The organism is Ramlibacter sp., assembly GCF_028292805.1.
Classification (GTDB): domain Bacteria; phylum Pseudomonadota; class Gammaproteobacteria; order Burkholderiales; family Burkholderiaceae_C; genus Ramlibacter.
On sequence record NZ_JAQGLS010000143.1, the window covers coordinates 1 to 12,317 of the forward strand.

11 protein-coding genes are annotated in these 12,317 nt (G+C 67.5%); 7 read left to right on the forward strand and 4 right to left on the reverse strand.

Annotated features, from left to right (window positions below; translation table 11 throughout):
• The 3 genes from JWP65_RS08295 to JWP65_RS08305 form a co-directional block, all read right to left on the reverse strand.
• A partial coding sequence (locus JWP65_RS08295) for a MarR family EPS-associated transcriptional regulator (protein ID WP_299762620.1) occupies nt 1–310 on the reverse strand: 310 nt, incomplete at its 3' end.
• Nucleotides 311–481: 171 nt separating this feature from the next.
• The gene (locus JWP65_RS08300; protein ID WP_299762623.1) at nt 482–1,492 is read right to left on the reverse strand and encodes an NAD-dependent epimerase; all 1,011 of its coding nucleotides are present in this window, start codon (nt 1,490–1,492) and stop codon (nt 482–484) included.
• A 42-nt stretch (nt 1,493–1,534) separates the two neighbouring features.
• Nucleotides 1,535–3,496, reverse strand: coding sequence for an acyltransferase family protein (locus JWP65_RS08305; protein ID WP_299762626.1), 1,962 nt, complete (start codon nt 3,494–3,496; stop codon nt 1,535–1,537).
• A gap of 157 nt (nt 3,497–3,653) precedes the next feature.
• Here JWP65_RS08305 and JWP65_RS08310 point away from each other — a divergent pair, with 157 nt between their 5' ends.
• From JWP65_RS08310 to JWP65_RS08330, 5 genes are all read left to right on the forward strand, one after another.
• A complete protein-coding gene (locus tag JWP65_RS08310; RefSeq protein ID WP_299762628.1) occupies nt 3,654–4,427 on the forward strand; it encodes a pseudouridine synthase in 774 nt (257 codons plus the stop codon).
• 133 nt (nt 4,428–4,560) lie between these two features.
• The gene (locus JWP65_RS08315) at nt 4,561–5,508 is read left to right on the forward strand and encodes a YncE family protein (protein ID WP_299762646.1); all 948 of its coding nucleotides are present in this window, start codon (nt 4,561–4,563) and stop codon (nt 5,506–5,508) included.
• A 73-nt stretch (nt 5,509–5,581) separates the two neighbouring features.
• Nucleotides 5,582–6,331 carry a polysaccharide deacetylase family protein gene (locus JWP65_RS08320; RefSeq protein WP_367280488.1) on the forward strand — a complete coding sequence of 250 codons (750 nt, stop codon included), beginning with the start codon at nt 5,582–5,584 and terminating at the stop codon, nt 6,329–6,331.
• Nucleotides 6,332–6,340: 9 nt separating this feature from the next.
• The gene (locus JWP65_RS08325; RefSeq protein ID WP_299762634.1) at nt 6,341–7,324 is read left to right on the forward strand and encodes a sterol desaturase family protein; all 984 of its coding nucleotides are present in this window, start codon (nt 6,341–6,343) and stop codon (nt 7,322–7,324) included.
• A 126-nt stretch (nt 7,325–7,450) separates the two neighbouring features.
• On the forward strand, nt 7,451–8,263 hold the full coding sequence (locus JWP65_RS08330) for an EI24 domain-containing protein (RefSeq protein WP_299762636.1): 813 nt from the start codon (nt 7,451–7,453) through the stop codon (nt 8,261–8,263).
• Here JWP65_RS08330 and JWP65_RS08335 read toward each other — a convergent pair.
• Nucleotides 8,245–9,672, reverse strand: coding sequence for a mannose-1-phosphate guanylyltransferase/mannose-6-phosphate isomerase (locus JWP65_RS08335; RefSeq protein ID WP_299762638.1), 1,428 nt, complete (start codon nt 9,670–9,672; stop codon nt 8,245–8,247). The genes JWP65_RS08330 and JWP65_RS08335 overlap by 19 nt on opposite strands.
• A gap of 75 nt (nt 9,673–9,747) precedes the next feature.
• On the opposite strand from JWP65_RS08335, the gene JWP65_RS08340 reads away from it, so the two are divergent.
• Complete coding sequence (locus JWP65_RS08340) at nt 9,748–10,566, forward strand: molybdopterin-binding protein (protein ID WP_299762640.1); 819 nt, start codon at nt 9,748–9,750, stop codon at nt 10,564–10,566.
• Nucleotides 10,567–10,856: 290 nt separating this feature from the next.
• Nucleotides 10,857–12,275, forward strand: coding sequence for a type I glutamate--ammonia ligase (gene glnA / locus JWP65_RS08345; protein ID WP_299762643.1), 1,419 nt, complete (start codon nt 10,857–10,859; stop codon nt 12,273–12,275).
• Nucleotides 12,276–12,317: the final 42 nt, after the last annotated feature.

Consider the following 12,317-nt stretch of genomic DNA (forward strand, 5'->3'; position numbering starts at 1 on the left):
CGATCTCCGCCTTCAGCGCCCCGTACTCCGCCATCTTCCGTTTCAGGAACCTGCTGGCCATCCCGGCTTTCTCTGCCAGGCCCGCGGGGGTGAGCAGGTACGCATAGCGCAACCTGTGCTTGGACTCCGCAAAGTTGCCCAGCTTGATCGAGCCTTTCTCGATCAGCGCCTTCACGCAGTAGTGGAGCTTGCCCTTGCTCACGCCCACCTTGTCGGCCAGCTCACGCTGCGACAGGTCTGGGTGGTCCTGCAGGAGCTTCAGCACCCGAAAGTGCAAGTCTTCGAGATCCTGGGGTTGGGTGCTGGCCATGGGCGGGTGGGATTGCTCGGCGGTCGCCCTTGCGTCATGCACCGTTCAAGTCTGAGCGAATGTAGCAGTTCGAAACGTGGGCGGCAATAGAAAGGGAGGGTTTATCAGGCAGATGTGGGGCAGGGAAGGGGAGTGAGCGGCAAAGCCGCACACCCGACCGGAATGGATGGGTCAGCGACCGCGGTAATGCGCGCGGTACCAGTCGTAAAACCGCTGCACCCCCACCTCCACCCGCGTGTCCGGCTTGAAACCCACCCAGGCGTCCAACTCCGCCGTGTCGGCGCTGGTGGCCGGCACGTCGCCCGGCTGCATGGGCAGGAAGTTCTTCTGCGCTTCCCGGCCAATGGCCTTTTCCAGGGCGCCGATGTAGTCCATCAAGGGTGTCGGCCGGTTGTTGCCGATGTTGAACACGCGGTACGGGGCATTGGCCGTGGCCGGGTCGGGGGTGGCGGCGTCGAAGCTGTCCGCGGCCGTGGCCGGTTTGTCCAGCACGCGGATCACGCCTTCCACGATGTCGTCGATGTAGGTGAAGTCGCGCACCATCTGGCCGTTGTTGAAGACGTCGATGGCCTTGCCGTCCAGGATCGCCTTGGTGAACAGGAACAGCGCCATGTCCGGCCGGCCCCAGGGCCCGTACACCGTGAAGAAGCGCAGCCCGGTGGTCGGGATGCGGAACAGGTGGCTGTAGGTGTGCGCCATCAGCTCGTTGGCCTTCTTGGTCGCCGCGTACAGGCTCACCGGGTGGTCGATGTTGTGGTGCTCGCTGAAGGGCAGGGCGGTGTTGCCGCCGTACACGCTGGAGCTGCTGGCATAGGCCAGGTGCTCCACGCCGGCGTGGCGGCAGCCCTCCAGCACGTTCATGAAGCCCTGGATGTTGGCGTCGATGTAGGCGTGCGGGTTGGTCAGCGAGTAGCGCACGCCGGCCTGCGCCGCCAGGTGCACCACGCGCTGCGGCTTTTCCTGCTGGAACAATTTGGCCATGCCGTCACGGTCTTCCACGCTCAGCCGGTGCAGGCGGAAGTTGGGGTGCGGCTCCAGCCGCGCCAGGCGGGCGAGCTTGAGGTTGACGTCGTAGTAGTCGTTGAGGTTGTCGACGCCAATCACTTCGTCCCCGCGCGCCAGCAGGCGCAAGGTGGTGTGCATGCCGATGAAACCGGCGGCGCCGGTGAGCAGGATCTTCATCGGGAAATTGGAACACACCGCGGGCGGGGGTTGGATTGCGGCTCAAGGCTGCAATGCCAGCGCCGGCTCTTGCTTCAGCTTCTCCCCCACCATCAGCTCTCCGCAGGTGCTCAGGTGGTCTTTGTCACGGAACAGCAGGCAGTCTCCTTGCAGCAGGGCGTCGCCGGGGCCGATGGAGCGGCCCAGCATCGGCAGGTAGTGGTAGCTGGCGGACGGGCCTGCTACCTGCGCCGCGATGCGCGTCTCCAGGGCCTGGAACGTCGCCACCACCTGAGGGCTGAAGCCGGCGCCGCGCTGCAGCGCCCGGTGGTCGCGCATGTCGCGCCGCGGCTCCAGGAAGGGGCCGAGCCAGGTCACCTCGACCTTGCCGGCCTGGCTGATCCGGTTGAGGTAGTCGTGGACGCCGGCAATGCCTGCAGCGTCGATGCTGAACTTCGCCTTCTCGCGAAAGGCGCGGTCTTTGTCGGGAGCGCCTTGCGCGTCAAGCACCAGGTACGAGCCGGACTGGTGGTACACGATGCGCCCGATGGTGGCGGCGTTGGCCGCCGCGAACTGCTCGAAAGCCCGGTAGTGGCAGTCCTTGGCCGGCCCGTGCGGATGGCAGCCAGCCTGCGCGAAGCCGACGATCACCGGTGCCGCCCGGACCCGGGCCAGGGCGTTGTAGATGTTCATCGCATGCGAGTCGCCCAACACCACCAGCGCCTTCGCGCCTTGTGCGGTGCAGCTGCGATAGCGTTCCAGCGCCTCGGGCGTCAGACTGTCTGACCAGAACCTGCAGGCGCCGTCGTCCACCATGTCCTCGTACATGGTGCGCGCGGTGGTGGCCTTCACCAGGTCGTACAGCTGCCGCTCCGGCCCGGCCAGGCGGCTTTCGTACAGCGCCTCGAAGCCGCGCGTCTTGATGCCTGCCACGCCCAGCAGCACGAACAAGCCCAGCCCGACGACGGCGGCGGCCAGCACGGTGTTTTGCCGCCAGAGGCCGCGCCGGCGGAACGGCTGCTCCACCCACTTCCAGCTGGCGAAGCCGAGCACCAGCGCAGCGGCGCACAAGGCGGCAGCCATTGCGAGCGAAAGCTCCGTGCCCGCCTGCACCCGGGCGAATGCCAGCAGCGGCTGGTGCCAGAGGTAGGCGCTGTAGCTGACCAGCCCGATGCCGACTAAAATCCGCGAGGCCAGCAGCCTGCCGACCACCGTCGCCTGCGTCGCGTACAGGATCAGCAACGCCGCGCCCACGGTGGGCGCCAGCGCATGGACGCCTGGGAAAGGCGTGGCGGCGTCGAACACCACGATGGCATACGCGATCGCTGCCAGCCCCAAGGTGGCCAGCAGTTCGCGCGCCCACGGTTTGACGGCCAGCTCCGCGCCGGGCAGGCGCCAGGTCGCGATGCAGGCGCCCACCAGCAGCTCCCAGGCTCGCGCCGGCAACAGGAAGAACGAGGCGCCTGGCGCCTTGTGGGCGCCCCAGATGCCCAGGGCCAGGCTGGCCAAGCCGATTCCCGCCAGCACCATGGCCGTGCGAGCTTCGGTGCGGACCCGGCGCAAGAGGAACACCAGCAGCAGCGGGAACAGAATGTAGTACTGCTCCTCCACCGCCAGGCTCCAGGTGTGCAGCAGTGGTTTCAGTTCCGCGTCGGTGTCGAAGTAGCCGCTTTGCCGCCAGAAGAACACGTTGGCCAGGAAGGCAGCGACGGCCGCCAGGCTTTTCGAATACTCCGCCATCTCGCGCGGCGTCAGCACCAGCAGGGCGGCGACGCTGCTGGCCGCCAGCACCAGCAACAGCGCCGGCAGGATGCGCCGCACCCGCCGGTCGTAAAAGCCTTTCAGGCTGAACTCGCCGCGGCGGATGTCCTCCAGCAGGATCGATGTGATCAGGTAGCCGCTGATCACCAGGAAGACGTCGACCCCGACGTAGCCCCCGGAAAACTGCTGGAACCCCGCATGGAACAACATGACGGCCAGCACCGCGATCGCCCGCAGGCCGTCGATTTCTTTTCTGTACTTCATCGAAGGGGCGGAGCTTCCTCAGGTGGCGCCGGGGTGGCGCAGCATTCTTTCATGCCGCGCCGCGTTCCTTTGCCGGGCAGCCGTGGGGCGCTGCCACACCCTGAAAAAAGCCACGACAGACCCGTCGAGCCGCCCGCAATGGGATACTTCCGGCCCCATGCAACTGCAAGACATCCTTTATTCCCAGGGCTTCGGCCACCGCCGCGTCTGCCTGGGGCTGGTGCAGCAAGGCTACGTCACCGTCGCCGGCCAGCCGGTGGACGACCCGTTCCAGCACTACGAGCCCCAAGGGCTGCAGTTCACCGTCGAAGGCGTGCCCTGGGCGTATCACGAGAAGGCCTATCTGGTGCTGCACAAGCCGGCGGGCTACGAATGCTCGCAAAAGCCAGGCGCCTGGCCCAGCATTTACACCTTGCTGCCGGCGCCGCTGCGCCAGCGCCCCAACAAGGGCCTGACCCCGGGCGTGCAGGCCATCGGCCGGCTGGACCAGGACACCACGGGCATGCTGCTGCTGACCGACGACGGCGCCTTCATCCACCGAATGAGTTCACCCAAGAAGCACGTGGCCAAGGTCTACGAGGTGGGCACGGCCGACCCGGTGGACGACCAGCAGGTGCAAAAGCTGCTGGCCGGGGTGGTGCTGGACGACGACCCCAAGCCGGTGCGGGCCGCCGCCTGCGAGGCAACGGGGAGCCATTCATTGCGCCTGACCCTGCTGGAAGGCAAGTACCACCAGGTCAAGCGGATGCTTGCGGCAGTGGGTAACCGGGTGACCGCACTGCACCGCTCGCGCATCGGCGCCATGGCGCTGCCGGCCGACCTGTTGCCCGGCCAATGGCGGTGGCTTGACGCGGCGCAGCTCTCAGCAGTGGCGGAATCGACGAAAATAGCCCCGGTCAGCGGTCCTCCGCCGGCCGGGCCGGTGCGTTGAGCCCTGGACGGCTGGCGGTGCGCAAGCAAGCTTGCACGCCCTGCGGGGGAGAGTTTGGTGCCCGCCCCGGCCGCCGCGTCCCCAATCCTGGAATTCCTTGCCCGTGAACCTTTCTTTCCTGCGCCGTGGATGGCTGCCCGCCCTCCTGCTGCTGGCCGGTGCCGCCGCTGCCCAGCCGGCACCCATCTTCGTGCTGAACTCCCAGGACGCGGACGTCAGCGTCATCGACGCCACCACCTGGCGCGAGACCAGGCGCATCCCGACCGGCAAGGAGCCGCACCACCTGTACCTGACGCCGGACGAAAAGTCGGTCATCGTGGCCAACGCCACGGCCGATTCGCTCACCTTCATCGACCCGCGCACGGCGCAAGTGCAGCGCACCCTGCGCGGCGTGATGGATCCTTACCACCTGCGCTTTTCGCCGGACATGAAGTGGCTGGTGACGGCCGGCAACCGCCTGCACCACGTGGACATGTACCGCTGGGACGGCAAGGAACTGGCGCTGGCCAAGCGCATCCCTACCGGCAAGACGCCCAGCCACATTTCCATCGACAGCCGCAGCACCACGGCCTACGTGACGATGCAGGACAGCGACGAGCTGGTGGCGGTGGACCTGGTCAGCCAGGACATCAAGTGGCGGATCAAGACCGGCCCCATGCCGGCCGACGTGTTCCTCACGGCCGACGACCGGCTGGCGCTGGTGGGCCTGACCGGCAGCGACAGCGTGGAGGTGTTCGACGTCAGCGGCGCCACCCCGCGCTCCATCCGCAAGATCAAGACCGGCGCCGGCGCCCACGCCTTCCGGGCGGCCGGCGACAAGCGCCACGTGTACGTCAGCAACCGGGTGGCCAACAGCATCAGCAAGCTCGATTTGCAGACGCTGCAGGTGGTCGACAGCTACAACGCGCCCGGCGGGCCGGACTGCATGGAGGTGATGGCCGGCGGCAAGCTGCTGATGGTCACCTCGCGCTGGGCCCGCAAGCTGACCGTCATCGACCTGGAAACGAAGCAGATCGTGCGCCAGGTGAAGGTCGGCAAGTCGCCGCACGGCGTGTGGACGCTGGACCATGCCAGCCGGTAATGCCTTTCTCCCTCTCCCGCCTGCGGGAGAGGGCAGGGATGAGGGTCCGCGCCGGACCATCGTTGCCTCGATCTTGCTGCTCGCCGCTTGCGCAACCCACGCCCAACCCGCCTGCACCAACCCGGTCTACCTCACCTTCGACACCGGCCACATGGCCGTGGCGCCCCTGATCGCCGACGTCCTGAACCGGCACCAGGTCAAGGTCACCTTCTTCGGCGCCAACGAGAAAACGAAGGAAGGCGACGGCAGCCTGGGCAACCACTGGGCGCCCTGGTGGAAGGCGCGCGGCGGCGAAGGCCACGAATTCGCCTCCCACACCTGGGATCACGTCTACTGGCGCGCCGACCTGCCGGACGGCCGCTTCAAGGTGCGCGCCTCGGCCGGGCCGCAGGCCGGCGTCGACCAGGCCCGGAGCGCCGGCGAGTACTGCGCGCAAATCGCCCGCGCCGACCGGCGCCTGCAGGAACTCACCGGCCGCAAGCCGCTCCCACTGTTCCGCGCGCCGGGCGGCAAGACTTCGCCCAGGTTCCTGGCCGCCACCCGCGCCTGCGGCTGGCAGCACGTCGGCTGGGCGCCGGCGGGCTTCCTGGGCGACGAGTTGCCGAGCGAGAGCGCCAGCAACGCCCGGTTGCTGCAAAAGGCGCTGCGCGATGTGCGCAGTGGCGATATCCTGCTGGCCCACCTGGGGATCTGGTCACGCAAGGATCCGTGGGCGCCGGCGGTGCTGGAGCCGCTGGTCACCGGCCTGAAGGCCAAGGGTTTCTGTTTTGCCACCTTGCGCGACCATCCCGCCTACCGCGAATGGATCGCGCGACCCCGATGATGTGGAACCATGCAGTGGATTGAAGAAGTGTTCGCCTGGGCCCAGCAAGGGCTGTTCGAGTCGGTCATCCAGCCGGTGATGTTCGCCGTGGGCCTGGGCCACCTGCTGGAAGACGGCTATGTGGCCACCGGCTGGCTGCTGGTCGGCCTGCTGCAGATCGCCGTGCTGGTGGCGATCATCGGCCCGCTGCAGCGCTGGAAGCCGGTGGAGCCGATGGTGGACGCCGCCGGTGTCCGCACCGACATGCTGTACACGCTGGTGCACCGGCTCGGGCTGTTCCGGGTGGCGCTGTTCTTTGGCGTCGAGCCGCTGTTCGACGAGTTGTTCGGCGCGCTGCGCGTGGCCGGCTTCGGCACCGCGCACCTGGACCAGGTCTGGGCCGGGGTCACCGACCACGCCTGGATCAGCTTCCTGATCTACCTGGTGGTGTTCGACTTCGTCGACTACTGGATGCACCGCGGCCAGCACGCCTTCAACTGGTGGTGGAACCTGCATTCGCTGCACCATTCGCAGCAGCAGATGACGATGTGGAGCGACAACCGCAACCACCTGCTGGACGACTTGCTGCGCGACTGCGTGCTGGTGGTGCTGGGCCAGCTGATCGGCGTCGGCCCCGGCCAGTTCGTCGCCATCGTGGCCATCGCGCAGCTGAGCGAAAGCCTGCAGCACGCCAACATCAAGCTGCACTTCGGCCGCATCGGCGAGCGGCTGTGGATCAGCCCGCGCTTTCACCGCCTGCACCACAGCATCGGCCTGGGGCACGAGCGCAATGCGGCCGGCGACCTGGTGCCGCAAGGCCGCAGCCCGGCGCTGGGTGGCCACAACTTCGGCGTGCTGCTGCCTTGGTGGGACGTGCTGTTCGGCACCGCCAACTTCGAGCTGCGCTACGACCCCACGGGCGTGCGCGACCAGGTGGAGAGCGGACGGGAGTATGGGCGGGGGTTCTGGTCGCAGCAGTGGCTGGGCGTGCTGCGGCTGGTGGGCAAGGCCTGAGCTTGTCTTCCTCCTTCCCCCTACGGGGGGAAGACCGGGAGGGGGCACCCCTCGCACCGGGCAGGCCGCAGCGCCCCCACCCCAGCCCTTCCCTGGAGGGGAGGGAGCTTGGGCTTATAAACACCCATGTCCCTGTTCCTCGACTCGTTCTGGCGCGCCGTCGCCTACTGCCTGCATCCGCGCATCATCGGGCTGTCGCTGCTGCCCCTGCTGCTGATGATCGTGGTCGGGATGGCGCTGGGCTGGCTGTACTGGGACAACGCCGTGCACAGCGTGGTGGGCTGGCTCCAGGGCTCGGCCGTGGTCACCCGCATCGGCGCCTGGCTGCAGGAAATCGGCTTCGGCGGCCTGGAGCACGCGCTGGCGCCGGTGCTGGTGGCGATCGCCGTCACCCCGCTGGTGGTGGTGGTCGTGCTGCTGATGGTGGCCGTGCTGATGATGCCGGCGATCATCGGGCTGGTGGTGCGGCGGCGCTTTCCCGACCTGGAGCGCAAGAAGGGCGCGACCTTCGTGCGCAGCGCCTTGTTCTCGCTGGGCAGCTCGCTGCTGGCAGTGCTGGCGCTGGTGGTCTCGCTGCCGCTGTGGCTGGTGCCGCCGCTGATCCTGATCCTGCCGCCACTGATCTGGGGCTGGCTGACTTACCGGGTCATGACTTTCGACGCGCTGGCCGACCACGCCAGCGGCGACGAGCGCCGGCAGGTGTTCCGGCAGCACCGCACCTGGCTGCTGGCCATGGGCATCGCCACCGGCTACCTGGGGGCCGCGCCAGGCATCGTCTGGGCCTCCGGCTGGTTTTTCATGGCGGCGTTTCCGGTGCTGGTGCCGGTGGCGATCTGGATCTACACGCTGGTGTTCGCCTTCTCGTCGCTGTGGTTCGCGCACTACTGCCTGAGCGCGCTGCAGGAACAGCGCGCCGTGGCTCAGGCGGTGCGGCCGTAGGTGTCTTCCAACCGCACGATGTCGTCCTCGCCAAGGTAGCTGCCGGACTGCACCTCGATCATCTCCAGCTCCATCTTGCCGGGGTTGTGCAGCCGGTGCAGCTGGCCGATCGGGATGTAGGTCGACTCGTTCTCGCTCAGCAGGAAGGTTTCGCTGCCGCGCGTCACCTGCGCCGTGCCCCTGACAACCACCCAGTGCTCGGCCCGGTGGTGGTGCTTTTGCAGGCTCAGGGATGCGCCCGGCCGCACGCCGATGCGCTTGACCTGGAACCGCTCGCCGGCGTCGATGCTGTCGTACCAGCCCCAGGGCCGCGACACCTTGCGGTGCATCACGGCTTGCGCGGTGTCGGCCTGCTCCAGGGCGGCCACCACGTCCTTGACCTGTTCGGCGCTGTCGCGGTGCGCCACCAGCACCGCATCCGGCGTGTCGATGATCAACAGGTCCGTCGTGCCCAGGGCCACCACCGGCCGGTGCGGGGCGTGGATGAAGGTGTTGCGCGAGCCGCGCGCCCAGCCCTGGCCGTGGATGCGGTTGTCGTCGGCATCGGCCGGCGTCAGCGCCGCGATCGCATTCCAGCTGCCGACGTCGCTCCACTGCCCTTCGAACGGCACCACGGCCACGTCGGCGTGCACCTCCATCACCGCGTAGTCGATGCTTTGCGAGCGGCAGGCTTCGAAGGCGTCCCGTTCCGGCCGGACGAAGCGGGCGCCGGCGACCTGGTTGCCAAGGACTTCGGCGTGGGCCGTCGCCAGGGATTTTCGGCAGGCGTCGAGAATGTCGGGTGCGTGTTGCTCCAGCGCATCCAGGAAGTCGCTGGTGCGCGCCAGGAAGATGCCGGCGTTCCAGAGCGCGTCGCCAGCCAGGATCAACTCCTGGGCCCGCGCCGCAATCGGCTTCTCGATGAAACTGCAGACTTCGCGGCTGCCATCGGCCCGGGGCTCGCCCTGTCGGATGTAGCCATAGGCCGTGCTCGGAAAGCTCGGTCGCACACCAAAGGTCACGATCGCGCCGGCCGCGGCGGGCGCCAGGCCCTGTCGCATCGTCGCCGCGAAGGCCGCGAGGTCGGGACTGTGGTGGTCGGCCGGGCAGAACAGCAGGAAGTCGTCCGGCGCCGCCTGCAGCGCCGCCAGCGCCATGGCGGCCGCGGTATTGCGGGCTGCCGGTTCCAGCACGATGGTGGTTTCCGACACCCGCGCCAGCCGCGCGCTGTCGGCCACCAGGAACCGGTGGTCTTCGGCGGCCACCAGCATGACCCGCGGACCGAGTGCCTTGACCCGCTCCAGCGTCAGCTGCAACAGGCTCTTGCCCCCGATCATGGGCACGAACTGCTTGGGAAAGCTCTTGCGGCTCAGGGGCCACAGCCGGGTGCCGGAGCCTCCGCAGAGGATGACTGGAACGATGGTGCTCATGGCGATAGGGGAAGCAGTTGGTTGCATCCTGGCTGCTCGACGGCCCCGCAGCCAGCGGCGCGATAGCATCACCCCATGACCACCGCCCCGCCTTCGCCCTCCTTCGGCCTGATCATCGTCGGCGACGAGATCCTTTCCGGCAAGCGCACCGACAAGCACCTGCCCAAGGTGATCGAGCTGCTCTCGGCCCGCGGGCTGGAGCTGGCCTGGGCCGAATACGTGGGCGACTCGCCCGAGCGCATCACCCAGACCCTGAAGCGGGCCTTCGCCTCCGGCGACGTGGTGTTCTCCACCGGCGGCATCGGCGCCACCCCCGACGACCACACCCGCCAGTGCGCGGCCCGCGCGCTGGGGGTGGAGCTGGAGCTGCATCCGGAGGCCGAGGTGCTGATCCGCGAGCGGATGCAGGACACGGCGCGGGAGCAGGGCACCGTTTACGAGCCGGACCGCCCGGACAACATCCATCGGCTCAACATGGGCGTGTTCCCGCGGGGCGCGTCCATTATCCGCAACCCGTACAACAAGATTCCGGGCTTCAGCGTCGCCGACATCCATTTCGTGCCCGGCTTTCCGGTGATGGCCTGGCCGATGATCGAGAGCGTGCTCGACGCCCGCTACCAGCACCTGTTCCGGCGTGGCGCCAACCTGGAGAAGTCCGTGATCGTGTTCGGCGCCATGGAAGCCGCGCTCACCCCGCTGATGGAACACATCGAGCGCGAGCATCCGCAAGTCAGGGTGTTCAGTCTGCCCAGCGTCGACCACCCGACGTACGGCCGCCACATCGATCTGGGCGTCAAGGGCGCGCCGGAGGCGGTGGAGCCGGCCTACCGGCTGCTGCTGGACGGTCTGAAGCTGCTGGGTGTGCCGCTGGGCCCTGAATTGGTGCGGAACTGAGGAGCACCAGGGCGGTGCGCTGTCGACTTGGCACCGGGATGGTGCGCAAGCGGAGCTGCACACCCCGCGAGAGTGCCAGGGTCCCCCCGCGGCCTTCTTCGCAGGGTGTGCGGGCGCCGCCTGCGCTCCGCCCCGCCCCAATTCAGCGCACCCTTTTTCGGCTGAGCTTGCCGGTTCAGCGAGAATCCGGGTTCGGCGCCGCAGTCCATGCACCAGCTTTGGCACAGAACCTGCATTCCCCGTCCCGCTCAGTCATTCAACAACCAACCCCAAATCCCAGGAGATACCTGATGGCAGCCAAGACCGTCGCCGACGTGATGAAGATGGTGAAGGACAACGAAGTGAAGTTCGTTGACTTCCGCTTCACCGACACCAAGGGCAAGGAGCAGCACGTGACCGTGCCCGTGTCGCACTTCGACGAAGACAAGTTCCAGTCGGGTCACGCGTTCGACGGCTCCTCCGTCGCCGGCTGGAAGGGCATCGAAGCGTCGGACATGCTGCTGATGCCCGATCCGGACAGCGCCAACATCGACCCGTTCTTCGAAGAAACCACGATCATCATGTCGTGCGACGTGCTCGAGCCTGGCGACGGCAAGGCCTACGACCGCGACCCGCGTTCCATCGCCAAGCGCGCCGAGGCCTACCTGAAAGCCTCCGGCCTGGGCGACACCGCCTTCTTCGGCCCGGAACCCGAATTCTTCATCTTCGACGACGTCCGCTGGGGCTCCGACATGTCCGGCTCGTTCGTCAAGATCGACGAATACGAAGCCTCGTGGAACACCGGCAAGAAGCTCGAAGGCGGCAACAAGGGCCATCGCCCGACCGTCAAGGGCGGCTACTTTCCGGTGCCCCCGGTCGACAGCACGCAAGACATGCGCGCCGAGATGTCACTGATCCTGGAGCAGCTGGGCATCCCGGTCGAGGTGTTCCACCATGAAGTGGCCGGCGCCGGCCAGAACGAGATCGGCACCCGCTTCAACACGCTGGTCAAGCGCGCCGACTGGTCGCAGCTGCAGAAGTACGTGATCCACAACGTGGCCAACGCCTATGGCAAGACGGCCACCTTCATGCCCAAGCCGATCGTCGGCGACAACGGCTCGGGCATGCACGTGCACCAGTCGGTCTGGAAAGACGGCAAGAACCTGTTCGCAGGTGAAGGCTACGCCGGCCTGTCCGACACCGCGCTGTACTACATCGGCGGCATCATCAAGCACGCCCGTGCGCTCAACGCCATCACCAACCCCGGCACCAACAGCTACAAGCGGCTGGTGCCCGGCTTCGAAGCGCCGGTCAAGCTGGCCTACTCGGCGCGCAACCGCTCGGCCTCGATCCGGATCCCGTACGTGGCCAACCCGAAGGGCCGCCGCATCGAGTGCCGCTTCCCGGACCCGCTGATGAACCCGTACCTGGGCTTTGCCGCCATGCTGATGGCCGGCCTGGACGGCGTCGAGAACAAGATCCACCCCGGCGAAGCCGCCACCAAGGACCTGTACCACCTGCCGCCGGAAGAAGACGCGAAGATCCCGACCGTCTGCCACAGCCTGGACCAGGCGCTGGACGGCCTGAACGAAGACCGAGCCTTTCTGACCAAGGGCGGCGTGTTCTCGGACAGCATGATCGACGCCTATATCGAGCTGAAAATGCAGGAAGTGACCCGTGTCCGCATGACCACGCACCCGATCGAGTTCGACATGTACTATTCCCAGTAAACCACAGGTTGCCCCAGGGCGCGAACGAAGGGACGGCTTGCC

Excerpts from the sequence above, each read along its gene's own strand:
- JWP65_RS08300 (WP_299762623.1), bottom strand. The coding sequence starts at position 1,492 with ATGAAGATCCTGCTCACCGGCGCCGCCGGTTTCATCGGCATGCACACC.
- JWP65_RS08305 (WP_299762626.1), bottom strand. The coding sequence starts at position 3,496 with ATGAAGTACAGAAAAGAAATCGACGGCCTGCGGGCGATCGCGGTGCTG.
- JWP65_RS08310 (WP_299762628.1), top strand. The coding sequence starts at position 3,654 with ATGCAACTGCAAGACATCCTTTATTCCCAGGGCTTCGGCCACCGCCGC.
- JWP65_RS08325 (WP_299762634.1), top strand. The coding sequence starts at position 6,341 with ATGCAGTGGATTGAAGAAGTGTTCGCCTGGGCCCAGCAAGGGCTGTTC.
- JWP65_RS08330 (WP_299762636.1), top strand. The coding sequence starts at position 7,451 with ATGTCCCTGTTCCTCGACTCGTTCTGGCGCGCCGTCGCCTACTGCCTG.
- JWP65_RS08335 (WP_299762638.1), bottom strand. The coding sequence starts at position 9,672 with ATGAGCACCATCGTTCCAGTCATCCTCTGCGGAGGCTCCGGCACCCGG.
- JWP65_RS08340 (WP_299762640.1), top strand. The coding sequence starts at position 9,748 with ATGACCACCGCCCCGCCTTCGCCCTCCTTCGGCCTGATCATCGTCGGC.
- glnA (WP_299762643.1), top strand. The coding sequence starts at position 10,857 with ATGGCAGCCAAGACCGTCGCCGACGTGATGAAGATGGTGAAGGACAAC.